25 protein-coding genes are annotated in these 24193 nt (G+C 69.5%); 10 read left to right on the top strand and 15 right to left on the bottom strand.

Annotated features, from left to right (window positions below):
• Nucleotides 1-74: 74 nt before the first annotated feature.
• A complete protein-coding gene (locus AVR91_RS31545; RefSeq protein ID WP_063273716.1) occupies nucleotides 75-911 on the bottom strand; it encodes a hypothetical protein in 837 nt (278 codons plus the stop codon).
• A 120-nt stretch (nucleotides 912-1031) separates the two neighbouring features.
• Nucleotides 1032-1274 (bottom strand): DUF3039 domain-containing protein, encoded by a 243-nt coding sequence (locus tag AVR91_RS31550; protein WP_007033595.1) that lies wholly within the window; start codon nucleotides 1272-1274, stop codon nucleotides 1032-1034.
• A 58-nt stretch (nucleotides 1275-1332) separates the two neighbouring features.
• On the opposite strand from AVR91_RS31550, the gene AVR91_RS31555 reads away from it, so the two are divergent.
• The 4 genes from AVR91_RS31555 to AVR91_RS31570 are packed head-to-tail and all read left to right on the top strand — an operon-like array spanning nucleotide 1333 to nucleotide 4579.
• Entirely contained in the window at nucleotides 1333-2139 is an 807-nt protein-coding gene (locus AVR91_RS31555) for a sporulation protein (RefSeq protein WP_063273715.1), read from the top strand.
• Complete coding sequence (locus AVR91_RS31560) at nucleotides 2139-2783, top strand: HD domain-containing protein (RefSeq protein ID WP_063273714.1); 645 nt, start codon at nucleotides 2139-2141, stop codon at nucleotides 2781-2783. Before AVR91_RS31555 ends, AVR91_RS31560 begins: the two co-directional genes overlap by 1 nt.
• 9 nt (nucleotides 2784-2792) lie before the next feature.
• The gene (locus tag AVR91_RS31565) at nucleotides 2793-3710 is read left to right on the top strand and encodes a pseudouridine-5'-phosphate glycosidase (protein ID WP_063273713.1); all 918 of its coding nucleotides are present in this window, start codon (nucleotides 2793-2795) and stop codon (nucleotides 3708-3710) included.
• Entirely contained in the window at nucleotides 3707-4579 is an 873-nt protein-coding gene (locus AVR91_RS31570; RefSeq protein ID WP_016332924.1) for a carbohydrate kinase family protein, read from the top strand. The genes AVR91_RS31565 and AVR91_RS31570 overlap by 4 nt, the downstream gene beginning before the upstream one ends.
• A gap of 73 nt (nucleotides 4580-4652) precedes the next feature.
• Here the strand turns inward: AVR91_RS31570 and AVR91_RS31575 are convergent, their stop codons facing one another.
• Together AVR91_RS31575 and AVR91_RS31580 are read right to left on the bottom strand one after the other, a co-directional pair.
• A complete protein-coding gene (locus AVR91_RS31575) occupies nucleotides 4653-5006 on the bottom strand; it encodes a DUF3099 domain-containing protein (RefSeq protein ID WP_043848012.1) in 354 nt (117 codons plus the stop codon).
• A 17-nt stretch (nucleotides 5007-5023) separates the two neighbouring features.
• On the bottom strand, nucleotides 5024-6289 hold the full coding sequence (locus AVR91_RS31580) for an amidohydrolase (RefSeq protein ID WP_063273712.1): 1266 nt from the start codon (nucleotides 6287-6289) through the stop codon (nucleotides 5024-5026).
• A gap of 27 nt (nucleotides 6290-6316) precedes the next feature.
• Here AVR91_RS31580 and AVR91_RS31585 point away from each other — a divergent pair, with 27 nt between their 5' ends.
• The 4 genes from AVR91_RS31585 to AVR91_RS31600 all read left to right on the top strand — a co-directional run bounded on the left by AVR91_RS31585 (nucleotide 6317) and on the right by AVR91_RS31600 (nucleotide 11568).
• The gene (locus tag AVR91_RS31585; protein WP_016332921.1) at nucleotides 6317-7813 is read left to right on the top strand and encodes a DUF7782 domain-containing protein; all 1497 of its coding nucleotides are present in this window, start codon (nucleotides 6317-6319) and stop codon (nucleotides 7811-7813) included.
• Nucleotides 7813-8238: a D-aminoacyl-tRNA deacylase gene (dtd, locus tag AVR91_RS31590; protein ID WP_063273711.1), complete on the top strand. Its 426-nt coding sequence runs from the start codon at nucleotides 7813-7815 to the stop codon at nucleotides 8236-8238. Before AVR91_RS31585 ends, dtd begins: the two co-directional genes overlap by 1 nt.
• A 247-nt stretch (nucleotides 8239-8485) precedes the next feature.
• Nucleotides 8486-9517 (top strand): sigma-70 family RNA polymerase sigma factor, encoded by a 1032-nt coding sequence (locus AVR91_RS31595; protein WP_016332919.1) that lies wholly within the window; start codon nucleotides 8486-8488, stop codon nucleotides 9515-9517.
• A 392-nt stretch (nucleotides 9518-9909) separates the two neighbouring features.
• Entirely contained in the window at nucleotides 9910-11568 is a 1659-nt protein-coding gene (locus tag AVR91_RS31600) for a fumarate hydratase (protein ID WP_037343664.1), read from the top strand.
• Nucleotides 11569-11735: 167 nt separating this feature from the next.
• Here the strand turns inward: AVR91_RS31600 and AVR91_RS31605 are convergent, their stop codons facing one another.
• The 9 genes from AVR91_RS31605 to AVR91_RS31645 all read right to left on the bottom strand — a co-directional run bounded on the left by AVR91_RS31605 (nucleotide 11736) and on the right by AVR91_RS31645 (nucleotide 19278).
• Entirely contained in the window at nucleotides 11736-12143 is a 408-nt protein-coding gene (locus AVR91_RS31605; protein WP_016332917.1) for a hypothetical protein, read from the bottom strand.
• 168 nt (nucleotides 12144-12311) lie between these two features.
• Nucleotides 12312-12779, bottom strand: coding sequence for a hypothetical protein (locus AVR91_RS31610; RefSeq protein ID WP_063272978.1), 468 nt, complete (start codon nucleotides 12777-12779; stop codon nucleotides 12312-12314).
• A 36-nt stretch (nucleotides 12780-12815) separates the two neighbouring features.
• Nucleotides 12816-13613, bottom strand: a complete 798-nt coding sequence (locus AVR91_RS31615) for an ABC transporter permease (protein ID WP_063272979.1) — start codon at nucleotides 13611-13613, stop codon at nucleotides 12816-12818.
• On the bottom strand, nucleotides 13591-14448 hold the full coding sequence (locus tag AVR91_RS31620) for a 2-aminoethylphosphonate ABC transporter permease subunit (RefSeq protein WP_063272980.1): 858 nt from the start codon (nucleotides 14446-14448) through the stop codon (nucleotides 13591-13593). Before AVR91_RS31620 ends, AVR91_RS31615 begins: the two co-directional genes overlap by 23 nt.
• Nucleotides 14445-15506 carry an ABC transporter ATP-binding protein gene (locus AVR91_RS31625; RefSeq protein ID WP_063272981.1) on the bottom strand — a complete coding sequence of 354 codons (1062 nt, stop codon included), beginning with the start codon at nucleotides 15504-15506 and terminating at the stop codon, nucleotides 14445-14447. The genes AVR91_RS31620 and AVR91_RS31625 overlap by 4 nt, the downstream gene beginning before the upstream one ends.
• Nucleotides 15503-16522 (bottom strand): 2-aminoethylphosphonate ABC transporter substrate-binding protein, encoded by a 1020-nt coding sequence (locus AVR91_RS31630; protein ID WP_063272982.1) that lies wholly within the window; start codon nucleotides 16520-16522, stop codon nucleotides 15503-15505. The genes AVR91_RS31625 and AVR91_RS31630 overlap by 4 nt, the downstream gene beginning before the upstream one ends.
• A 16-nt stretch (nucleotides 16523-16538) precedes the next feature.
• A complete protein-coding gene (locus AVR91_RS31635; protein ID WP_063272998.1) occupies nucleotides 16539-17213 on the bottom strand; it encodes a phosphonatase-like hydrolase in 675 nt (224 codons plus the stop codon).
• Complete coding sequence (locus tag AVR91_RS31640) at nucleotides 17207-18319, bottom strand: TIGR03364 family FAD-dependent oxidoreductase (protein WP_063272983.1); 1113 nt, start codon at nucleotides 18317-18319, stop codon at nucleotides 17207-17209. The genes AVR91_RS31635 and AVR91_RS31640 overlap by 7 nt, the downstream gene beginning before the upstream one ends.
• A gap of 182 nt (nucleotides 18320-18501) precedes the next feature.
• Nucleotides 18502-19278, bottom strand: coding sequence for a GntR family transcriptional regulator (locus AVR91_RS31645; protein WP_063272984.1), 777 nt, complete (start codon nucleotides 19276-19278; stop codon nucleotides 18502-18504).
• A gap of 327 nt (nucleotides 19279-19605) precedes the next feature.
• On the opposite strand from AVR91_RS31645, the gene AVR91_RS31650 reads away from it, so the two are divergent.
• Nucleotides 19606-20412 (top strand): S1 family peptidase, encoded by an 807-nt coding sequence (locus tag AVR91_RS31650; protein ID WP_083737794.1) that lies wholly within the window; start codon nucleotides 19606-19608, stop codon nucleotides 20410-20412.
• An 81-nt stretch (nucleotides 20413-20493) separates the two neighbouring features.
• Here AVR91_RS31650 and AVR91_RS31655 read toward each other — a convergent pair whose 3' ends face one another.
• Together AVR91_RS31655 and AVR91_RS31660 are read right to left on the bottom strand one after the other, a co-directional pair.
• Nucleotides 20494-21600 (bottom strand): NAD(P)H-dependent flavin oxidoreductase, encoded by a 1107-nt coding sequence (locus tag AVR91_RS31655; RefSeq protein ID WP_016332907.1) that lies wholly within the window; start codon nucleotides 21598-21600, stop codon nucleotides 20494-20496.
• Nucleotides 21601-21715: 115 nt separating this feature from the next.
• Entirely contained in the window at nucleotides 21716-23332 is a 1617-nt protein-coding gene (locus AVR91_RS31660; protein ID WP_211282795.1) for an acyl-CoA synthetase, read from the bottom strand.
• Nucleotides 23333-23390: 58 nt separating this feature from the next.
• On the opposite strand from AVR91_RS31660, the gene AVR91_RS31665 reads away from it, so the two are divergent.
• Nucleotides 23391-24179: a crotonase/enoyl-CoA hydratase family protein gene (locus AVR91_RS31665; protein WP_063272986.1), complete on the top strand. Its 789-nt coding sequence runs from the start codon at nucleotides 23391-23393 to the stop codon at nucleotides 24177-24179.
• Nucleotides 24180-24193 lie beyond the last annotated feature (14 nt).

The raw sequence follows: 24193 nt of genomic DNA on the forward strand, positions 1-24193 counted from the left end.
GATTGGAGCCGTGACTCGCGTGATTGGAGCAGGTACGCCTCCAATCACGCGAGTCACGCGTCTGATCACGCGAGTCACGCCTTCCGGAACCGCCAGGTCTTGCTGTCGAAGGCCACACACCACGACGGCGACAGCATGACGACTCGCAGGGTCCCGTCGGCGGCGACGTCGATGCCCTCGGTCTCGAAGTTCCCGCTGCAGGTGCTCTTCAGGGGCAGTTGCCCCAGCGACGTCACCCGCCCGGTCACGTCCGAACCCGACAGCGCACCGGAAAGATCCACCTGCAGCAGCGGCTTCGTGGTCCCGAACAGCGAACCCTCGGGGTCGTCGGACGCGCAGAGCAGCCTGGTCGCGGTGAGGAAGTCACAGCCCTGGATGTCCCGCACGGCCTTGTCGAGCCGGATCGCGGACGAGTACGGCAGGTTCGCGGACGGGTTCGTATGCGCGACGCCGGGCATCGGGTGCACGAGGAACCGGTCCATCGTTCCCCACTCGCCCGCCACCATCCAGCGGGCATCGGGCGTCACGGCGGCGAACGAGTTGTTGTTCGCCTCCCACGATTCCAGCGCGTGCGTGTAGTTCGCCCACTTCCCGTCGGGCGATTCGACGCGGAAGAGCTTCGCTCCCCGGTCGTCGCGCTGGTACGGCTCGACGTACCAACCCTGCGCGGAGCCAGGGTCACCGACGTGGTTCCAGCCCTGGGTCGAGAGGCTCATCGGGACGGTCGCGATCCCGGTGTAGCGGTAGATCGTCCCGGACGGCCGCTCGATGGTGGCCAGGCCCTGACCCTCGTCGAGCGGGCGGGCATTGTCCGAGCCGACGGTGGTCCAGCCGGTGACGGCTTGGGCGGCGGCGGGTGAGAACACCGCGACCAACGCGGCGATGGCGAGCACGATCCCGGTTCTACGCATGAAGGCTCCGTCCCGGCTGGGTTTCGCTGGCGCGTACTGATTACCAGCGAAGACCGGGACGGGCAGCCGCCATGTGAAGGATTTTCAGATTTTGTCCGGTTTCGGACACCGGACGGACACTCAGTCGCCCGGCTTGAGACCGTCGTAGATCTTCTTGCAGTCCGGGCAGACCGGCGAACCGGGCTTCGCCGACTTCGTCACCGGGAAGACCTCACCGCACAGCGCCACCACGTGCGTGCCCATGACCGCGCTCTCGGCGATCTTGTTCTTGCGCACGTAGTGGAACATCTTCGGCGAATCGTCGTCGGTGCCGTCGGTGCCCTCGGGACGGGTATCCGGCTTCGGAAGGGTCTGAGTACTCACCCCTCCATAATGCCCCAAATCCTCCTGCGCACACCGACGACCTGGCAGGATCTCGCCCATGTTCCAGAAGGTGCTCGCGACGTTCGGCTCGGGCGGGGCGAAGATCGACGCCCGGCTGCTCGACCGCACGGTGTCCCCCGGCCGCCCGTTGCGCGGCGAGGTCCTGCTGCTCGGCGGCGAAGTCGATCAAGAGATCAACGGCCTCTCGGTGAAGCTGCTCGCCAGGGTCACGGTCCCGGACGAGCGCCGCCCCGGTGTCGAGGACCTCGAGTTCGGCGTCCAGCAGCTGGCGGGCAAGGAGCGGATCGGGCCCGGCCAGCAGGTCCGGATCCCGTTCGAGGTGGCCCTGCCCTGGGAGACGCCGATCTCCAGTGTCTTCGGCAAACCGCTGAACGGGATGGCCGTCGGCCTGCAGACCAGCCTCGACATCGCGAACTCCGTCACCGACCCGGTCGACGTCGACGCCGCCGCGATCGAGCCGCTACCCGCGCAGAAACGGATCCTCGACGCCTTCAGCCGGATCGGCTTCGTCTTCCGCGAGGCCGTGCTGGAACGCGGCCGCGTCGACGGCGCGGTCCAGCAGCTGCCGTTCTTCCAGGAGATCCGCTTCACCCCCTCGCCGCGATTCGCGCCCGTCTTCACCTCGGTGGCGGTGACCTTCCTGTCCTCGCCGTCGGAGACCCAGGTCGTACTGGAGGTGACCAAACGGGTCCGGGTGTCCAAGAGCGGCGGATTCGGCGGACGCGGCCAGGACTTCCTCGGCCTGTTCAAGGTCGACCACGCCGCGCTGGAGCGGGTCAAGTGGGAGCCGCAGCTCGAAGGCTGGCTGCACGAGGTGGCCAAGGCGCGCGGGATCTTCGACTGATGGACTGGCCGACCGCGATCACCCGGCTCGGTGGCGATCACCGGATCGCCGCCGTCGCGTGGAACGACCTCCAGACCCGGTACGCCGAACCGCACCGCCGCTACCACGATCTCCGGCACGTCACGGCCGTCGCCCGGGACAGCGGCGCCCTCGCCGTCGCCTTCGGCCTGGGCGCTCGCGAGCGCGCGCTCGTCGCCATCGCGGCGTGGACGCACGACGTCGTCTACGACGCCCGCCCCGGCGAGGACGAACAGGCGAGCGCGGCCTGGACCCGCGACGAACTCACCAACGCCGGGGTCCCCGCGGCCGACGTCGAACGTGCCGGGGAACTGGTCCTCAGCACGATCCACCACGCCGCCCCCGACGAAGACCTCCTCGCCACGGCACTGCTGGACGCAGACCTCGCGATCCTCGGCGCCGCGCCGGAGGACTACGAGCAGTACGCCAACGGTGTCCGGGAGGAGTATTCGATCTACTCCGACGAGGACTGGCGGGCCGGCCGCGCGGCCGTGCTCGAGAACCTGCTGGCCAGGCCGCGGCTGTACCGCAGCGACATCGCGCGGGCACGCTGGGAGTCCAAGGCGCGCGAGAACCTCTCGAACGAACTGACCCGATGGCGTGACGCGGACCCACATCACCGATGATGTTCGTTCGTGACTCCGCAACTGTCCCTTCACGAAGAGGTCGCCTCCGCCCTCGCCGCCGGTGACCCCGTCGTCGCGCTGGAGAGCACCATCCTCTCCCACGGTCTCCCGCCCGGCCGCAACCTCGACGTCGCCCGGCGGCTGGAGAAGGTCGTGCGCGACGGCGGCGCCGTCCCCGCGACCATCGCCGTCCTCGACGGCGTCCCCCTGATCGGCCTCACCGGCCAGCAGCTGGAACGGGTGTGTGCGCCCGGCGCGGACTTGGACAAGCTCTCCCTGCGCGACATCGGCCCGGCCGTCGGCCTCGGCCGCTCCGGCGCGACCACGGTCGCGAGCACCGCGGCACTGGCCGCCGCGGCCGGGATCGGCATGTTCGCCACCGGCGGGCTCGGCGGCGTGCACCAGGGCGCGGCGCAGAGCTGGGACGTGTCGGCGGACCTGGGCGTGCTCGCGAAGGTGCCGACCACGGTCGTCTGCTCGGGCGTGAAGTCGGTGCTCGACATCGCCGCGACCCTCGAGGTGCTGGAGACCAACTCGGTGCCCGTGCTGGGCTACCGCACCGGCGAGTTCCCGGCGTTCTACCTGCGCTCGTCCGGTTTCGAGGTGCCGTGGCGGGTCGACGACGCCGCACAGGCCGCCGCGGTCATCGCCGCCCACCGGGCGCACGCGACTTCCGGGGTGCTGCTGGCGAATCCGATCCCGGAAGCGTCCGAAATGGACCGGGCGCTGCACGACCGGCTGCTCGCCGAGGGGCTGGAACTCCTCAAGACCCGTGGCGTGCACGGGAAGGACGTCACACCGGTGCTGCTGGAGCACTTCCACACCGCCAGCGAGGGCGTGAGCCTCGACGCGAACGAGGCCCTGGTCCTGTCCAACGCGGAACTGGCCACCGAAGTCGCCGTCGCGCTCGCCGGGACCGCCGCATGAGCGGCATCGTCGTCGTGGGCGACGTCGGCCTGGACGTGGTCGCGCGGCACGAGGGCCCGATCCCGCACGGCGGCGACATCCGCGCGAAGGTCCACTTCACCAGCGGCGGCGCCGGTGCGAACACCGCGCTGTGGCTGCGGGCCGAGGACACGGAGACCACGCTGGTCGCCCGGATCGGCGACGACTCCGGCGGCCGCATGGTGAAGAGCGAACTGGAGGCCGCGGGCGTCCGCTGCGAGTTCGCGGTGGATCCCGAGGAGCCGACGTTCTGCGTCGTCGTGCTCGTCGACGGCGCCGGCGAGCGGAGCATGCTCGCCGACCGCGCCGCGAACGCGAAGTTCAGTCCCGAGGACGTCACCGAGGCGGCGCTGGCCGGGGCGAGTCACCTGCACCTCTCGGGCTACGTCCTGCTGTACCCGTCGTCACGGCCCGCGGCGCTCGCCTCGCTGGCCGCGGCGAAGAAGGCCGGGCTGACGACGTCGGTCGACCCGCAGGCGGCGACGCTGATCACCGATCCCGCGGCCTTCCTCGACGACGTGCGCGGCGTCGACCTGCTGATGCCGAACACCAGCGAGCTGGTCGCGCTGACCGGGTCGAGTGATCCCGAAGCGGCGAAGGAACTGCTGGACTACGTCGGCGAGGTCGTGGTCACCGCCGGTCTCGACGGCGCCAGCTGGGTGGACGCGAGCGGCACCATCACCTCGGTGCCCGCGCAGCCGGCGGAATGCGTCGATTCGACCGGTGCCGGGGACGCCTTCGACGCCGGTGTGCTGGCGGCGTGGCTGCGCGGCGAGTCCACCGTGGAGGTGCTTCGGGCGGGGACGCGGCTGGGGGCTCGGGCGGTCGCGAAGGTCGGGCCGCAGCCGTAGCCGAATGCTATGAACGGTCCGTTCCTTGCAAATTTTGCAAGGAACGGACCGTTCATAGCACGTGCGAAACGAGTCAGCCGCCGTCGATGACGCGGTGACCGGAGCTCTCGATCCGCGTCGGCTCGGCCTGGTACCGGTTGACCTTCTCGCTCTTGCGCGGCGGCCGGTCGTTGGCGATCAGGACCGCGACCCACGGCAGCGGGATCGAGATCGCGATCAGCGCCAGTGCGAGCCACCAGGTCTGGTAAAAGATCCCGGCCAGGATCAGGCAGGGGATGCGGAACGACATCATGATGATGTACTTCCGCTTCCGCTTGGCCAGCTGGTCTTCGTAGGACGGGGCGGCTTCGGTGATCAGCACCGGAGCGGGTTCCCTCGGTTCGGGACCGTGGGCGGGCGCGTTCACAGCACCACCTCCGGCTTCCATGCTCCCACTCCCCCGGCTCATCCGACACCCGGGTGGGTGAGCCGGTGCAAAGCCGCGACCACGAGCGTCTCGACGCCGGCCGAAAGCGTCGGATGCGGGACCGGCGCGAAGAGCGGCGAGTGGTTCGACGGGATGTCCTGTTCGAAGCGCCCGGCGGTCATCGCGGCGATCACCTTGCCCTCGTCCAGCCCGCCGACCAGCCAGAACACCGACGGCACCCCGGCGGCGCGGCCGAATTCGCTGAAGTCCTCGCTGCCGGTGACCAGCGGCGCGGGCATCACCCGGCCCTCACCGAAGTGGTCGCGGAAGGCGGCGGTGAGCCCCTCGGTGGCCGCGTCGTCGTTCTCGGTGACCGGGAACGCGCCGATCCGCTCGATCTCCGGCGGTTTCGGCGCGCCCGCGGTGGCCGCCTCGCCCTGGACGATCCGCTCGACCGCCGCGACGACCTTCTCCCGCACGGCCTGGTCGAACGACCGGATGTTGACCTCGAGTACGGCGTTGTCGGCGATGATGTTGTGCGCGGTGCCGACGTGCAGCGACCCCACGGTCACCACCGCCGATTCGGTCGCCGAGATCTCCCGCGACACGATGGTCTGCAGTTTGAGCACCACGGACGCGGCGAGCACGGCGGGATCCACCGTGGTCTCCGGCCGCGAACCGTGCCCGCCCCGGCCGTGCAGGGTGATGCGGAGCGCGTCGGTGGCCGCCATGATCACGCCCGGCCTGGTCAGCACCCAGCCCGCCGGGCCGGGGACGACATGCTGGCCGAGCACGACGTCGGGCTTGCCGGCGGGTTCGAAGACGCCGTCGCGGACCATGCCGGCGGCGCCGTCCCCGGCCTCCTCCCCCGGCTGGAAGACGACCATCAGCGTGCCGGACCAGTGCTCGCGTCCGGCCGCGAGCAGCGACGCGGCGCCGGAGAGCCAGGTGGCGTGCATGTCGTGGCCGCAGGCGTGCATCACCGGGACGTCGCGGCCGTCGGCGTCGACCCCGCGCGCGGTGCTCGCGTACGGCAGGCCGGTCTTCTCCTCGACCGGCAGCGCGTCGATGTCGGCGCGCAGCATCACCTTCGGGCCGGGGCCGTTGCGCAGCACGCCCAGCACACCGGTACGCCCGATGCCGGTGTGCACCTCGTAACCGTCGGCCTCCAGGCGCCGCGCCAGTTCGGCGGCGGTGCGGGTTTCGGCGAACGACAGCTCCGGATGCCGGTGGAGGTCGGTGTACAGGTCTTCCAATCCGGGCAGCGCCGCCTGCAGCGGTGCCAGGACACTTTCGAGGCTCACCACGTCATCCTGGCAGTATTACCGACCGTGAGCACACGAGCGGCCCTCCCCGACCTGTCCGACGACGTTTGCGCGAGGCTCCGTGACGCCTTCCGCCGGACGGGTTACGACGCCGACGGCGTGGTCGGCGCCCTCGGCTCCGCGCACGGCGCCCTCGGGCGCGGCGAACCCGAACTCGCCTACCGCGCGACACGCGACGCGGGTGAGCTCGGCACGCTGATCCGGCTGTTCCTCCTGGGTTCGACCGAACCGGAGAAGGACGTCGAGGCCGCTTTCGCGCCGCTTTCCCTCGATGATGCGGTCGCCGCCACCCTGCTCGTGCCCGTGGCCGACGGCTACCGCGCCGGGCTCGACGTCCGCCCGCACGGCGACGACGAAGGCTCGTGGTGGGTCGTCGCCGACCTCGACGCCGACATCCTGGGCCGCACCGTGCCCGAAGACCACGTGCTCGGCGTCGGGCACGCCTCCCTCAGCCTGATCCGGGCCACCAGCCGCCGCGAGGTCGGCAGCCTGCTCGACGTCGGCACCGGCAACGGCGTCCAGGCGCTGCACGCCACCCGGCACGCGAAGAAGGTCACCGCGACCGACGTCTCGGCCCGTGCGCTGGCGCTGGCCGCGGCGACGTTCCGGCTCAACGAACTGGACGTCGAACTCGTCCGCGGCGAATGGTTCGCGCCGGTCGCGCGGCGCCGGTTCGACCAGATCGTCTGCAATCCGCCGTTCGTGGTGGGCCCGCCGCGGGTCGACTACACCTACCGCGACTCCGGTCTCGCCGGTGACGACGCCAGCGCGCTCGTGGTGCGGCAGCTGCCCGGGTTCCTCAACGACGGCGGCACCGGCCAGCTCCTGGCGTCCTGGCTGCACGTCAAGGGTGAGGACTGGGGCGACCGGGTGACCCGCTGGCTGCCGGCCGAGACCGACGCGTGGTTCGTCCAGCGGGACATCGCCGATCCGGGGCTGTATGTCGGCACATGGCTGCGTGACGCGGGTATCGACCCCCGCTCTCCCGAAGGCCGCGCGAAATCCGGAGCGTGGCTCGACTGGTTCGACGAAAACGACGTCCAGGGCATCGGGTTCGGCTTCGTGACGCTTCGCCGGGCGGACGGCGCCACTCCGACGATCGTGTGCGAGGACCTGCGCCAGGCCTACGACGACCCGCTGGGCGCCGAGGCCGCGAACTGGCTGGATCGGGTGGAATGGCTGCGCACCAACGGGGATTCGCTCCTCGATGTCCGGTTCAGGGTCCCGGAGACCGTTCTTCTGGAGAGCGTCGCCGAGCCGGGTGAGGAGGGCTGGGCCACGACCGTACAGCGGCTGCACCGCACCGACGGTCCCGGTTGGTCGCACGAAGTGGACGAACTCGCGACACGGCTGCTCGCCGGTTGCCAGGGCGCATTGCCCTTGGAGGACCTGATCGTGCTCCTGGCGGCCGCTCAGGGCCTGGAACCGGAGGAACTGGCCGAGGCCGCGCTGCCCGTCGTCCGGGAACTGGTCCGGCACGGCATGCTGCTGCCCGCCGTCTGATGCGGGCGGTGGTGGCGAGGGTCACGGAAGCGAGCGTGACCGTCGGCGACGAGGTGACCGGCGCCATCGACGAGCCGGGTTTGCTGGTGCTGCTGGGAATCCATGTCGACGATGACGTGTCGAAAGTGCCGACGATGGCCCGCAAACTGCACGAAGCTCGCATACTTCGCGACGAGGAGTCGTGCGCCACCACCGGCGCCCCTCTTCTGGTGGTAAGCCAGTTCACTCTTTACGGCGACACCCGCAAAGGCCGCCGTCCGTCCTGGACCGCGGCCGCCCGTCCCGAGGTCGCCGAACCGCTCGTGACGGCGGTCGTCGACGCGCTGCGCGAACGCGGCGCACGGGTCGAAACCGGTCGCTTCGGGGCCATGATGGCGGTCCGGAGCGTGAACGACGGTCCGTTCACCCTCCTCATAGAGGTCTAGACCACGTTTCTTTCTCCCCCGCACGGGCATTCTCAGGAAAAGCTCAGGGTTGGTCGAGCAACGCCCCAGGTCGGCCACCCGTCTCCTCTGTAGCGGCCGGGAACGTTTTCGGACCTCCCGGCGTTGAGCCAAGTGTCCAGCCAAGCTGGGCCGACGAGGAGTAGCGGGTTTTCCACAGGGCCTGCTACGCCGAGGCGGATCCGGCGGACACATCGCAGCACGTTCAGCCCGTGACCGGGGAGGCAGAATGTCAGTCCAGACTCTCGAACGCGAAGCGCGCGGGATTCGCGAGCGCCGTATCCCGGCGCAATCCACCCAGGAGCCGGTGAGCACGGGGGCGCTCACCGACGCCGACCTCGACGCCCAGAGCCCGGCCGCGGACCTCGTTCGCGTGTACCTCAACGGAATCGGCAAAACGGCGCTGCTGTCCGCCGCCGACGAGGTCGAGCTGGCCAAGCGCATCGAAGCCGGCGTGTTCGCCCAGCACATGCTGGACACCGCCGAGGGCCTCACGCCGAAGCGGCGTTCGGAGATGTCCGCCCTCGTGCGTGACGGCCACAGCGCGAAGAACCACCTGCTGGAGGCCAACCTCCGCCTCGTGGTCTCGCTCGCGAAGCGCTACACCGGCCGGGGGATGCCGCTGCTCGACCTGATCCAGGAGGGGAACCTGGGTCTGATCCGCGCGGTGGAGAAGTTCGACTACTCCAAGGGGTTCAAGTTCTCGACGTACGCCACCTGGTGGATCCGCCAGGCCATCACCAGGGGGATGGCCGACCAGGGACGCACCATCCGGCTGCCGGTCCACCTGGTGGAACAGGTGAACAAGCTGGCGCGTATCAAGCGCGACCTGCACCAGCAGCTCGGCCGGGACGCCACCCACGAGGAGCTGGCCGCCGAATCGGGCATCCCGGCGCACAAGATCTCCGACCTGCTCGACCACTCGCGTGACCCGGTGAGCCTCGACATGCCGGTCGGCACCGAGGAGGACGCCCCGCTCGGTGACTTCATCGAGGACTCCGAGGCGACCGACGCCGAGAGCGCCGTGATCTCCGGTCTGCTCCAGGACGACCTGCGCCGCGTGCTCGCGACGCTGGACGACCGCGAGTCCCAGGTGATCCGCCTGCGCTACGGCCTCGACGACGGCCAGCCGCGCACGCTCGACCAGATCGGCAAGCACTTCGGGCTTTCCCGTGAGCGCGTTCGGCAGATCGAGCGAGAGGTCATGTCGAAGCTGCGTCAAGGTGAGCGGGCGGACCGTCTGCGCGCCTACGCTTCGTAGCGCCATAGAGCCTTTCGGCGCGGATAAAGCAACACCCGTTCGGCAGCGTTGACTTATGACCTGCGTCACGAGACCGTCGAGCAGGTAAAAAGTCTTCGCGGTCGGGTGTTCGCGCCCGGATCGCTTTCCCCGGGAGGTCGGGTCCGTCGGGGTGGGCCCGGCCTCCCGAACCATTTGTCCGGCGCGACGACAAATTGCAGCGCGGGAATTGCACTCGGTCCCGTGGGTCGTGAGTGGCGTTTCGGGTTCTAACCCGAAACGCCACTCACGACCCACTCGCGCTGGCACCCACCCGCAGTGGCCCCGGTTACGTCAGCCGTGGCCTCTCGGGCGCCTCGGCCGGACTTGGGTACCGTGAGCGGGTTCCCGATGCCGGCAAAGGAGCCCGCGCAGTGGCGCCCACCACGTTCCAGTACACCGAAGTCCTTCCCCTCGCCAAGGACACCCGCACCGAGTACCGGCTGATCGGCACCGAAGGTGTCGAGGTCGTCGAAGCCGCGGGCCGGAAGTTCCTCAAGGTCGAGCCCGAGGCGCTGACCAAGCTCGCCAAGACCGCGATCACCGACATCCAGCACCTGTTGCGCTCGTCACACCTGGCGCAGCTGCGCGCGATCGTCGACGACCCCGAGGCCAGCGGCAACGACCGGTTCGTCGCGATGGACCTGCTGCGCAACGCGGCGATCTCCGCCGGCGGCGTCCTCCCGATGTGCCAGGACACCGGCACCGCGATCGTGATCGGCAAACGCGGCGAAGGCGTGCTCACCGGCGCGGACGACGAGCGCGCTCTCTCGCGCGGTATTTTCGACGCGTATCAGGAGTTGAATCTGCGCTATTCGCAGATGGCGCCGGTGAATTTCTGGGATGAGCGCAATACGGGCACCAACTTGCCCGCGCAGATCGAGCTCTATCACAAAGACGGCCAGGGCGACCCGAGCTATGAATTCCTGTTCATGGCCAAGGGCGGTGGCAGCGCGAACAAGACGTTCCTCTATCAGGAAACGAAAGCCGTCCTGAACCCGAAGCGGCTCGCGAAGTTCCTCGACGAGAAGCTGCGCAGCCTCGGCACCGCGGCCTGCCCGCCGTACCACCTCGCGATCGTCGTCGGCGGCACGTCGGCGGAATTCAACCTGAAGGTCGCGAAGCTGGCCTCTGCCCGCTATCTCGACGACCTGCCCACCGAGGGTTCCGAGCTGGGTCACGGTTTCCGCGACGTCGACCTCGAACAGCAGGTGCTGGAGATGACGCGCCAGTTCGGCATCGGCGCGCAGTTCGGCGGCAAGTACTTCTGCCACGACGTCCGCGTGATCCGCCTGCCGCGCCACGGCGCGTCCTGCCCGGTCGGCGTCGCCGTGTCGTGCTCGGCCGACCGCCAGGCGAAGGCGAAGATCACCGCCGACGGCGTGTTCCTGGAGCAGCTCGAGCGCGACCCGGCGCAGTTCCTGCCGGACGTCACCGAGGACGACCTGTCCGACGAGGTGGTGACCGTCGACCTGAACCGGCCGATGGCCGAGATCCGCGCCCAGCTCTCGCAGCTGCCGGTGAAGACCCGCCTGTCGCTGACCGGCCCGCTCGTCGTCGCCCGCGACATCGCGCACGCGAAGATCGCCGAGCGGCTCGACGCGGGTGAAGAGATGCCTCAGTACCTTCGCGACCACCCCGTGTACTACGCGGGCCCGGCGAAGACGCCCGAGGGCTACGCGTCGGGTTCGTTCGGGCCGACCACCGCGGGTCGTATGGACTCCTACGTCGAGCAGTTCCAGGCCGCGGGCGGTTCGCTGGTGATGCTGGCGAAAGGCAACCGGTCCAAGAAGGTGACCGCCGCGTGCAACGAGCACGGCGGGTTCTACCTCGGCTCGATCGGCGGCCCGGCCGCGCGGCTCGCGCAGGACTGCATCAAGAAGGTCGACGTGCTCGAGTACGCCGAGCTGGGGATGGAAGCGGTCTGGAAGATCGAGGTCGAGGACTTCCCCGCGTTCATCGTGATCGACGACAAGGGCAACGACTTCTTCGAGGCCACGTCGGAACCGGTGCTGCAGATCAGCTTCCGCTGACAGCCCGGCCCAGTGTCATGAAAGGGTCGTTCAGGACGTTTTTCGTCCTGAACGACCCTTTCATGACATCCCGGGGATGTCCGCCCTGACGTCAGTGCAGGACGCTATGAACGGTCCGTTCCTTGCAAATTTTGCAAGGAACGGACCGTTCATAGCGCGTGTAGGGGTCAGCGCATCTGCTTCAGGACCACGGTCCGCTCCCCCAGCGGCGCCGAAAGCGCCACCGAGATCACCGGATGCCGGATGTCCATCGTGCACATCTGGCCGGTCTGGCCCTTGAGTTCGGTCAGGTTGACGGTGACCCTGGTCCCGTCCTGCTGCGCGGCCTCCGCCGTCGCGTGCCCGCAGCCGCCCTCCTGGCCGCGGATGTTCAGGATCGTCCCGCCGTTGCTGGTGTACACCTCACGCGGGTAGTCCGCGGGCAGTGCCGACGCGTCGAGCTGCTTGTCCGGCAGCTTGGTGCTGCCTTCCGGAACCTCCTGGCGCGGCGCGCCCGGCACCCCCGGCTGGCTCCCGGGCTTGCTGCTCGGGGCGGGGGCCGACGACGAAGGCGGCGCGGTCGGGGACGGCGGCACGGTACTCAGGGTGCCGCTCCCGGGTCCGGCCGCGGGTTCCGCCGCCTGGTTCTGCGCCCCGCAGGCGGATACCGCAACGACGATCAGGCCAAGGCCGATGACATTCGTTAAGTACCTCATGTGACTGGGACGGAACGAAGCCGCCGCGGGGTTGCATCCCGGATCGGCTCAAAGGACGACGGTCCGGGTCCCGACCGGCTCGGCGAGTTTCACCGGCAGGACGACGTAGCGGATCACCTGCGGGCACATCTGCCCCGGCTTCCCGTGGTCGATGGTCACGTGGACCACGATCCGCCGCGCGTTCTCTTCGGCGAGATCGGCCCTCGCCTGGTCGCAGCCGCTCAGTTCGAGATGCACGTTGAGGCCGCCGTTCTCGGCGCTGACCTGTGCGGGCAGTCGGGTCTCGACCTGGGACGGCGGCAGCATCTTGTCCGAGGGCGGCGGGCCGACGGTCGGCCGTGACATGGGCGGTTTCGCGACCGGCGGGCTCGCCGGGAGCGAGGTGGGCAGACCCGAAGGGGTGGTGACGACCGGAGGCGTGCTCGTGTTCGCCGGTGCTCCGGGGCCGCCCGCGCCGCAGGCCGCCGTCGCGGCGAGCACGAGCCCCGCGCCCAGCGTCTTCGCTGCGTTCTTCATGCCGTCAAGACGGAACGAAGCGGACGAATGGTTGCATCATCGCTGTGCCGCACGGCCGCGCACCAGCCCGAGGATCACCACCCCGGCGAGGGTGACGGCCAGCAGCAGCACCGTGCTCGCCGACGCGAGGAACACCTGCCCCCGGTCGGTGAGCGCGAAGATGCTCGCGGGCAGCGTGCGCCAGTCCGGCGGGTACAGCATCATCGTCGCGCCCAGTTCGCCCATCGACATCGCGAGCGCGAGGCTGGCCGACGCCGAGATCGACGGCAGCAGGACCGGCAGCCGCACCCGCAGCAGCACGCGGACCGGCGACGCGCCGAGGCTCGCCGCGGCCTGCGCCAGCAGCGGATCCATCCGCGCGATGGCGGCGGACACCGTGCTGTAGGAGAACGGCAGCAGGATCATCACGTGTCCCAGCAGCACGATCCAGCGCGTGCCGTTGAAGGCGAGCGGCGGACGGCTGAACGCGACGAGCAGCGCCAGCCCCAGCACCACCGACGGTACCGCGATCGGCAGGTGGAACAGGGTGTCGACGGCCTTCCGCAGCTTCGGCGGTGCCGACGGTGACGCGAGCGCGGCCCATGTGCCGAGCAGCACCGACACCAGCGACGCGATGACACCGGTCTGGATGCTCACCGAGAGACTCGCGAACGTCTCCCCGGACAGCGCCTGCGCGAAATGCGAGCCGGTGAGCGCGCCCGGCAGCAATCCCGTCCAGTTCCCGGCGACCGACGCCAGCACGATCATCAGCAGCGGCGCGAGCACGATCGCGGTGAACAGCGCCGCGAACACCACCCACAGCAGGACGCGGCTACGCCTGGTCCACAGCAGCACGGCGGCCTCCCTTCGTCAGTCGCCGGTAGGTTCCGTACAGGGCCAGGGAGAACAGGACGTTGACCACCGCGATGACGCAGGCCTGCGGGAAGTCGAAGGTGACGATCCCCTTGCCGTAGACCAGCATCGGCAGTGTCGTGACGTCCTTGGCGCCGAGGAACAGCACGATGCCGAACTCGTTCATCGCCAGCAGCATGGTCAGGCACGCGCCGGAAGCCAGTGAGGGCAAGGCTTCCGGCAGGATCACCTGGCGCAGCACACGGCCGGGTTTCGCGCCGAGACTGGCCGCGACCTCCATCTGCGCCGAGGAGACCTGGCCGAACGCGGCGAGCGCGGGCCGCATCACGAACGGCGTGTAGAAGGTGATCTCCGCCAGCAGGATCCCGAACGGCGAGTACAGGAACCCGCCCGCGCCCAGGATTCCCGCGCTGCCGTAGATGAAGGTGAACGCGAGCGCGATGAGGAACGACGGGAACGCGAGCACGGTGTCCACCAGCCGCGAGAGCGTCCGCGCGCCGGGGAACGGCACGAACGCGATCACCAGCGCGAGGAACGTCCCCAGCACCACGCAGCCCGCGGTGGCGCCGAGCGCGAGCGCGACGGTCTTCCAGGCGGCGTCCCGGAATTCCGCCGAGCCCAGGACGTCCAGCCAGACCGACAAGCCGAACTCGCCGGTCTTCGATTCCAGTGACTGCAGGACGACCAGCACCAGCGGGTAACCGAAGAAGCCGAGCAGGACGAGCACCGGCGGCAGCAGGAGCCAGCCGCGACCGGGTCGTTTCTCCTGTCGCCGTGCCGGTGCCGCCGCCGTGGTGGCGAGCGCGAGGCCGGTCATCCGACGCCCACCAGCGGGCAACCGTCCGGAATGGACACTCCGACCCGCTGCCCCACGTCCGGGAGGCCGTCGATGTCCGGCACCTCGGCCCGGACTTCGTTGCCGTCGTGCGCGAGTTCGAGGTCGAGCCGGAAACCCGTGCCCCGCCACTGGACACCGCGCAGGACGGCCGGCAGCGCGCCGGGGGTGTCCGGCGCGGTGATCCCGACCCGGTGCGGCCGGACGCCGAGCGCGACGGGCTGGCCCGCCCGGAAGGTCCCGGACGGGTCGGCCGCCAGTTCGCGATCGCCGAGCCGGACCCTGGTGCCGTCGGCCTGGATCAGCTCGACCGGGATGAGGTTGGACGCGCCGAGGAAGCTCGCGGTGAACTCCGTCGACGGCCGCTGGTAGAGCTCGCGGCTGGGCCCGAGTTCGACCAGTTTCGAGTCGCGCATGACGGCGATCCGGTCGGCCAGCGCCAGCGCCTCGCCCTGGTCGTGGGTGACGTAGATCAGCGTGGTGTCGGGCAGTTCGGCCCGCAGCCGCAGCAGCTCCGCGACCATGTCCTCGCGCAGGGCTGCGTCCAAAGCGGACAGTGGTTCGTCGAGCAGCAGCACCCGCGGCCGGATCGCCAACGCCCGCGCGAGCGCGACACGCTGCTGCTGTCCGCCCGAAAGCTCACGCGGGTAGCGCCGGGCGTACTTGCCCATCCCGACCAGTTCCAGTGCCTCGGCGACCCGGCCCGCCGTCTCGGCACGGGGTGTTTTCCGTGCCTTGAGGCCAAAAGCGACGTTGGCCTCGACCCGCATATGCGGGAACAGCGCGTAGCTCTGCACGACCACGCCGAGGCCGCGCCGGTGCGGCGGCAGCTCGGTGACGTCCTCGCCGTCGAGCAGGACGCGGCCGGTGCTCGGCACGACGAAACCCGCGAGCGCCTTCAGGGCCGTCGACTTGCCGGAGCCCGACGGCCCGAGCATCGCCAGCGTCTCCCCTCTCGCCACGGTGAGGTCCAGTGGCGAGAGGGCGGTCGTCCGGCCGAAGCGGACGGACACGCCGCGGAATTCGACCGCCGGGGTCATCGGCCCACGGCCTTCTTGTACGCGGCGAGGTCGGCGTCGAGCTTCGCGAGGACGGCGTCCCAGTCCGGCTGCCAGATCTCGACTCCGGCGAGGGCGGCCTTCACCTTGTCCGCGCGCGGGCCGGACGGCGTGACGTCGGTCCGCGACGGCGCGCCGAAGGCGTCGACGGCCTTGCCCTGCACCTCGGGCGAAAGCAGGAAGTCCAGGAACTTCTTGGCGTTCTCGGCGTGCGGCGCGTTGTTCACCAGGCCCGCGTAGTACGGGAGGGCGAAGGTGGAGCGCTTGCCCTGCGCGTCGGCCGGGAAGAAGACCTCGAACCCGCCGCTCTTCTCGATCGCGGCGAGGTTCATCTGGACGTCGCCGTTGGCCACCAGGATCTCGGCCTTGGCCACCTTCGGCTGGAGCTTGCCGGTGGAGGACGACGGGCCGACGTTGTTGGCTTCGAGCCTCTTGAGGTAGTCGAGCGCGCCCTGATCACCGAGGACGTGCTGGAGCTGCAGCAGGACCGCGGTGCCGTCGCCCGCCTCGCCGGGGGTCGAGTACTGGAGCTTGCCCTTGAGCGACGGCGACAGCAGGTCGTCCCAGGTCTTGGGCGAGACCTGCGGGTTGCGGATGAAGCTGAGGTAGTTGTTCATGAGGGCGAAGTAGCGGCCCTGGCCGTCCTTCTGCCCGGCGGGCACCTGGTCGATCCCGGCGGGCGCCGAGGCGGCCAGCAGGCCCTGCGACGCGGCCCGCTGGATGAACGGCGGCAGCGTGACCAGGATGTCGGCCTGGGTGTTGGCCTTCTCCTTCTCCACCCGCGAGGCGACCTCGCCGGAGCCGGCGGTCACCGCCTGGACGGTGATCCCGGTCTTGGCCTTGAACTCCTCGATGCGCTGGGCGTACCAGTCCTCGAGACCGTCCACTGTGTACAGCGTGACGGTCTGGTCGCCGGACGCGCCACCGGCGGTTCCGCCGCAGGCGCCCAGGGTGAGGGCGAGCAGGGCGGCGAGGGCGGTGGCCGCGAGTTTCTTCATGTCGTCAAAGCTCCTTTTAGGACAGCAGGGTGGGGAGATCGCGGACGGATTCGAGGACGTGGGTGGCGCCGGCGGCTTCGAATTCCGGCTTCTTCGCCGATCCGGTGAGCACGCCGGCGACGATCGAGGCGCCGGACCGCAGCCCGGTCTGGACATCCGAGGCGGTGTCACCGGCGACGGCGATCCGGCGGACGTCGGTGATTTCGAGCCGCAGCGCGGCGGCGAGGACCAGGTCGGGGTACGGGCGGCCACGGACCCCGTCGCCCGGCGCCAGCACGGCGTCGGCGAGGCCGTGCCAGCCCAGCGCGTCGAGGATCGCGTTCTGCGTCGCCGGCGCGAAACCGGTGGTGAGCGCGACCTTGACGCCGCGGGCGCGCAGGTCCTGGATCGTCTCCTCGGCGCCGGGGATCGGCTCGCAGTGTCCGTCGGCGACGAGTTTCTCGTAGGCGTCCTGGAAGGCGGTGTTCGCGCGCTGGGCGCGTTCCTCGTCCCCGTCGAGCAGGGCGCGGAAGACGACGATCTTGGACTGCCCCATCGTTTCGACGACGTAGTCGAGCATTCCGGGGAAGCGGCTGTCCTCTTCGGACACTCCGGCGGCGGCGATCGCGGCGGTGAAGGCGCGGATCACCAGGCCGTCGTCGGCGACGGTGGTGCCTGCCATGTCCAGGACGACGAGTTCGGTGTTCACCAGGAGAGCTCCTCTGCGGTGTCTTCGGCGATGGCGGGGGAACAGGTCATCCCCCGGCCGCCCGGCCCGGTGACGAGCCACGCGTTGTCCGCGACGCGGGCGCGGTGCACGATCCGGGCGGTGTCGGTGGTCTGGGCGTAGACCCCGGCCCAGCGGCGGGTGATCCGCGGCAGCGGCCGTCCGAGCAGTGCCCCGGCGACCTCGGCGAGGTGGTCGTACGGGGCTTCGGTGGTGTCGAACGAGAACGGCTCGTCGTACTCGTGGGTGTCACCGATGGTCAGTGAGCCGTCGAGGCGCTGGACCATGAGCAGCTGCATCTTGGCGGCCGCGGCGATCTCGCCCTGCGGCTGGCCCGCGTTGAGGCCGTCGAGCGCCTCGCCGCGGTACGCCGGGTAGTAGCGGAAGCTGTCCGCGTCGGCGACCGTGGTGGTGAGGGTTTCCCCGAGCGGCTCGGTCTGGGCCATCTGCAGACGCACGCGGCGGACCGGTGTCGTCCCGGCGAGCTCCTTGACCAGGCCGCCGGTCCAGGCGCCGGTGCACAGCACCACGACGTCGCCCTCGTGGGTCTCGCCCGTGTCGTCGACGACGCCGCGATCGGTCAGGTCGCGGATCTCGCGGCCGGGCACCCAGGTGTAGCGGCCGGACTTCGCGAGTTCGGCCCGCAGGGCGGGCTGGGCGACACGCGGTTCGACGGCGGCGTCGCGGTCGCACCAGAGCGCGCCGAGGAATTCACCTCGCAGGGCCGGGTTCAGCTCGCGGGTCTCGGCGGCGTCGAGCAGTTTGAAGCCGCGGTCTTCGCCTGCGTCGGCGGCCGCCCGCGCGACGGCGAGTTCGGCCTCGGTGCGGACGACGGTGAGCGAGCCGTTCGGCCGGAAGCCGATCCCTTCGACGCGTTCCCCGATGCGCTCCCACAGCACCCGCGCCCTGGCGGCCGTCTCCAGTTCGGGCCCGCTGGCGCGGCCGCCGACCCAGACCAGGCCGAAGTTGCGCACGGACGCGCCCCTGGCCTCGGGTTCCCGTTCGATCTGGACGACGTCGTGGCCGCGTTCGACGGCCTGCCAGGCGTGCTGGGTGCCGAGCACTCCGCCGCCGATGATGAGGATTCGCACACCGCAGACGCTCGTCTGCGCGCACCAACGCTCCGTGACCCCCGTCCTAACCCCAGGTGAAGTGCCTCCGAAATGTGGACCAGACCTGTTATCTTCGCGTTACATTACGCTGCGTTTCGTCCTCTGGATGCGGTCGTTGAATCCGCAAATATCGCGTTCAGAGGACTGACTGCGGCAGGTGGCTACTCCACGCGGCCCAGTCGGGTCTCGAAGGAGAGCCGGTCGCCGCGGAACAGCGAACGGACACGTTCGAACGGGACCCCGTCGGTTCCCCACGAGGTCCGGTGCATCAGCAGCATCGGCAGCGCCGGGTTCGTCCCGATCAGCAGTGCCTCCCGCGGAGTGGCGAGCACGGTCTCGACCCGCTCCTCCGCACCGTCGAAGACCACCCCCAGCCGCTCCCGCAAACAGGCGTAGAGCGACTGTGTGGGATCGAACACATCCATGAGCGTCGGGAATCGCGCGGCGGTGAGATAGGTCGATTCCAGCCCGACCCGCTCGTCGTCGGCGAGCAGCACCCGTTCGATGTGGATGACGTCGTCTTCGGGATCGATTTCCAGTTCCGAAGCCAGCGACGGACCGGCCTCGCGGCGTTCCAAAGAGATCAAATTACGGCCGGGCCGAATGCCCTGCCTCCTGAGTCCTTCGGTGTAACTCACCAAGGCGAGCGGCTGGACGAGCTTGGGGCCTGCAACGTACGTGCCGCTCCCCTGCCGCCTGCTCAGCCGCCCTTCCAGCACGAGTTCACCGACGGCCTGACGGACCGTCGCACGGGAAACCTCGAATCGTTCGGACAGTTCCCTTTCGGTGGGAAGTACCGCTCCTTGGCCCAATTCGGAGATCACGTCGAGCAGGTCGACTTTGACCGCGTAATAGCGGGGAATGCGGCCGTGCTCGGGAATTCCGTCCCGGACCGGGCCGTCGGCGGGGGGATGCAGTCTAGGCGAACGCGCTTTCACGATCCAGATCCTAGGCCCGATTCCCCATGCCTGTACTGACCCGAACGAAGTGTTCATGCCACGCTCACACTCGTGGCCGAAAGGGCACCCCTCGGCGGGCGTTCAGCCTTCCGGCGGTTCCGGCGGCTCCCGCTCCGGGAGTAAGGGCGTTGGGCACTCCGGCCCACGCCATTCGTCGGCGATCAGGCCCGGGCGTCCGTTAATCACCACCATCGACCGAAAGATCCGAAGAAAGTCGGTTGTCCCGGCGTATGCCCACCTGCTGTAGTCAATTGGCCGCAGTCAGTCTCCCTGCCTCCACTGTGGACAGCCGGAAGGAATGAACCCTTGGACATCAAGCGTCGGTTCAGCCTGCTCAAAAAGACCCTGATCGCAGTCGCGGCGGCCGGAACCCTGGCGGGTCTCGCCACGGCTCCGCAAGCCGCCGCCGCGGAGCCGCCGTCCACCGACGTGGTCGGTGGCACCCGGGCCGCTCAGGGCGAATTCCCTTGGATGGTCAGGCTTTCCATGGGCTGCGGTGGTGCGCTCTACACCCCGCAGATCGTGCTGACGGCCGCGCACTGTGTGTCGCGGACGGGGGCCAACACGGGTATCACCGCCACCCTCGGCGTGGTGGACCTGCAGAGCACGGCGGCCAAGAAGGTCAAATCGACCTACGTGTACCGGTCGCCGACCTACCCCACCTCCACCGGTGGTGACTGGGCCCTGATCAAGCTCGCCAGCCCGGTCAGCGGCATCCCGACGCTGCCGATCGCCACCACGACCGCCAACAACAGCGGCACCTTCACCGTCGCCGGCTGGGGCGCCGCGACCGAGGGCGGGGCGCAGCAGCGCTACCTGCTCAAGGCCAACGTCCCGTTCGTCTCCGACTCGACCTGCAAGGCGCAGGGCGGCAGCTACGCCGACCTGATCGACAGCGCCGAGATCTGCGCGGGCAACGTCAACTCCGGTGGCGTCGACACCTGCCAGGGTGACTCGGGCGGCCCGATGTTCCGTCGCGACAGCGCCGGTGCCTGGATCCAGGTCGGCATCACCAGCTGGGGCGAGGGCTGCGCGCGGGCGCACGCTCCCGGCGTCTACACCGAGGTGAGCACCTTCGCGACCGCGATCAAGAACGCGGCCGCCGGTCTCTAGTCCCACCGCACGGCATGCCATGAACGGTCCGTTACTTGCGAAATTCGCAAGTAACGGACCGTTCATTGCGTTCGGGGGTCGTCAGCGGGTTTTGTCCAAACGCGACAGTGTCTCCTCGTAGCCCGACACGAGTTCCGCGATCACGTCGGCGACCGGGCGCACCCGGTCCATCCGCCCGACGATCTGCCCCACCGGCATCGAGACCACGCTCGGATCCGCCGCGTGGTGGATCCGGTTGTGCGCGTGGGAGACCAACAGGTTCTGCAGCGGCATCGGCAACGGCTCGGGCGCGCCGGGCGCGGCCCACGCCTCGGTCCACCGCGTCTTGAGCAGCCGCGCCGGTTTGCCGGTGTAGATCCGCGTGCGGACGGTGTCGGACGATCCCGCCGCGACCAGCGCCCGCTGCATCGCCTCGGACTCCCCCATCGTCTGGAGGTATTCCTCGGTGGCGAGCCAGAAGGAGCCCATCCAGACCCCGGAAGCGCCCAGCGCGAGCGCGGCCGCGACCTGCCGGCCCGAGCCGATCCCGCCCGCGGCGAGCACCGGGACACGGTCGCCGACGGCGTCCACCACCTCGGGCAGCAGCACCATCGACGCGATCTCGCCGGTGTGCCCGCCCGCCTCGTATCCTTGTGCCACAACGATGTCGACGCCGTTGTCGACGTGCCGGACGGCGTGTTCGGCCTTGCCCGCCAGCGCCGCGACCGGCACACCCTTCGCGTGACACTGCTCGATGACGTCCACCGGCGGTGACCCCAAGGCGTTGGCGATCAACCGGATCGGGTGTTTCAGCGCGACCTCGACATGGGACCGGGCGACCGAATGCAGCCAGCCGAGCACGCCGGCGCGTTCGTCGGTGTCGTCCGGCAGCGGCGGCACCGCGAGGTCGCGCAGCGTCCGCTCCACGAAGTCGCGATGCTCCTGCGGGATGTGCTTGGCGAGGTCGATCGACGTCCCTTCGGCCGGGATCTTCGCCGGCATCACGATGTCGACGCCGTACGGCTTCCCGCCGGTGTTCTCGTCCATCCAGGACAGGACGGCGTCGAGTTCGGCCGCGTCGTTGAACCGCACGCAGCCCAGCACGCCGAGACCGCCCGCCCGGCTGATCGCCGCGGCCACGTGCTCGGACGGGGTGAACCCGACGATCGGCAGGTCGATCCCGAGCCGGTCGCACAGAGACGTCCGCATGAAACTCCTTCAGTGCCGGTGGTGAACCCGCGTCCGCGATAGCGGGGCCTACGGCCGGGCGGGTTCACGCGTTTGGTCGCCTTTCCAAGTAACTCTGCAGCTCCGCCAACAGGCGCTACGCCGGTTGGATGGTGATGGGCTCGTGCTCGGCGGCGTAGCGCTGCGCCCAGGGATAGTCCGGCTTCCCGCTGGGTGAGCGCCCGATCTCCTCCGTGAGCCACAGACTGCGTGGCACCTTGTAGCCGGCGATCTCGGTCCGTACGTGCGCTTCGAGCGCGGCGACGTCGAGTTCCTTGCCGGAGCGCGGCTGGATCACCGCGGCCACCCGCTGGCCGAGCCGGTCGTCGGGGATGCCGATGACGAGCGCGTCGAAGACGTCCGGATGCGATTTGAGCGCACCCTCGACCTCTTCCGGGTACACCTTCTCGCCGCCGGTGTTCACGCACTGCGACCCCCGGCCGAGCAGGGTCACCGTGAGGTCTTCCTCGTAGCGCGCGTAGTCACCCGGGACGACGTACCGCTTGCCGTCGATCTCGACGAAGATCTTCTCGGTCTTCGCGGGGTCCTTGTAGTACCCGAGCGGGACGTGCCCGCGCCGGGCGATCAGGCCGATTGCGCCCGGTTTCGGCTCGACGAGCGCGCCGTCGTCGTCCACGAGGATCGCGTCCTTGCCGAAGTTGACCCTCGGACCGGCGGAATGATCGCTGTCCTTGCTGACCATGCCGATACCGGTGAACCCGCTTTCGGAGGAACCGATCGCGTCGGTGATCACCACGTTCGGGAGCAGCGACAGGAATTCCTGCTTCACCGACTGGGAGAACAGGGCGGCGTGACTCGACACCGCCACGATCGACGACGCGTCGTAGTCGCCCTCGCGGTAGGCGTCGATCAGCGGCCGCGCCATCGCGTCGCCGACGATGGTGAGCACCTGGACCTTGTTGTCCTGCACGGCTTTCCAGACCTCGTGCGCGTCGAACCGCGGGACGAACACGACCGGGCTGCCGGTGAACAGCGCGCCGAACGCGGCCCACTGCGCGGCGCCGTGGATCAGCGGCGCGGCCGGAAGCCGGACCAGGCTGCCCGACTTGCCCTGTTCGGCGAGTGTCCATTCGTCAGGGACGTACTCGCCGGTGACGAAGTTGATGCCGCCGCCGAGCGCGCGCCAGATGTCCTCGTGACGCCACAGGACGCCCTTGGGATAGCCGGTGGTGCCGCCGGTGTAGAGGATGTAGATGTCGTCGGCGCTGCGTTCGGCGAAGTCGCGCTCGGGCGAGCCTTCGGCGAGCGCGGCTTCGTAGTCCACGCCGCCGTAGGACGAGTAGTCGCCGTCGCTTCCGTCGTCGACAACGACAACGTGTTTCAGTTTCGGGGTTTCCGGCAGGACGGCGGCCACCGTGTCCGAGTAACCGCGTTCGTGGACCAGCGCCACGAGGTCGGCGTTGTCGAACAGGTACCGCAGTTCGCCGTGGACGTAGCGGTAGTTGACGTTGACCGCGATCGCGCGCAGCTTGTACGCGGCGATCATCGATTCCAGGGCCTCGATCGAGTTCCGGGAATAGACACCGATGTGGGATCCGGGTCCCACGCCGTGTGCGGCGAGGTGATGCGCCAGCCGGTTGGCGCGCTCTTCCAATTCGGCGAAGGTGACCCGCCGATCGCCGCAGACGACCGCGATGCGCTCCGGCACGGCGTCGACGGCGTGCTCGAGTAGATCCGCGATGTTGAGTGCCACTTCCTCAAAGTAGAACATGTTATCGTTCTGGGCAATGGCCGCTCTATGGGAGGTTCAGGTGGGCGAACCGCACGCGCTGGTGGAAAAGATCGGACACACCCTCGTGGTCACGATGAACCGACCGGAGGCCCGCAACGCGCTCAGCGGCGAGATGCTCGGCATCATGGTCGAGGCGTGGAACCGGGTCGACGAGGACGAGGACGTCCGGTGCTGCGTGCTCACCGGCGCGGGTGGCGCGTTCTGCGCGGGCGCGGATCTGAAGTCGATGTCGAAGAATTCGCCGTCCGACTCGTTCGAGAAGGGCACTTTCGACCCCAGCAAGATCGAGGGCCTGCTGAAAGCGCGGCGGCTGACGAAGCCGTTGATCGCAGCCGTCGAAGGCCCGGCGATCGCGGGCGGGACCGAGATCCTTCAAGGCACCGACATCCGCGTCGCGGGCGAGAGCGCGAAGTTCGGCGTGTCCGAGGCGCGGTGGAGCCTGTTCCCGATGGGCGGTTCGGCCGTGCGGCTCCCACGCCAGATCCCGTACACCGTCGCGGCCGATCTCCTGCTGACCGGACGGCACATCACCGCGGCCGAGGCGCTGGAGATCGGCCTGATCGGCCACGTCGTTCCGGACGGCAAGGCACTGGACAAGGCACTCGAACTCGCGAGCCTCATCTCCGCGAACGGCCCGTTGGCCGTCCGCGCGATCCTCAAGACCATGCGGGACACCGAGGGCATGCACGAGGAAGAGGCCTTCAAGCTCGACGCCCAGTACGGCATCGAGGTCTTCGCGAGCGAAGACGCGAAGGAAGGCCCTCGCGCCTTCGCCGAGAAGCGTAAACCCATCTTCCGGGGCCGCTGACCCCCGCGTTTCGT

Origin of the sequence: Amycolatopsis keratiniphila subsp. keratiniphila (genome assembly GCF_001620365.2) — a bacterium.
Classification (GTDB): Bacteria; Actinomycetota; Actinomycetes; order Mycobacteriales; family Pseudonocardiaceae; genus Amycolatopsis; species Amycolatopsis keratiniphila.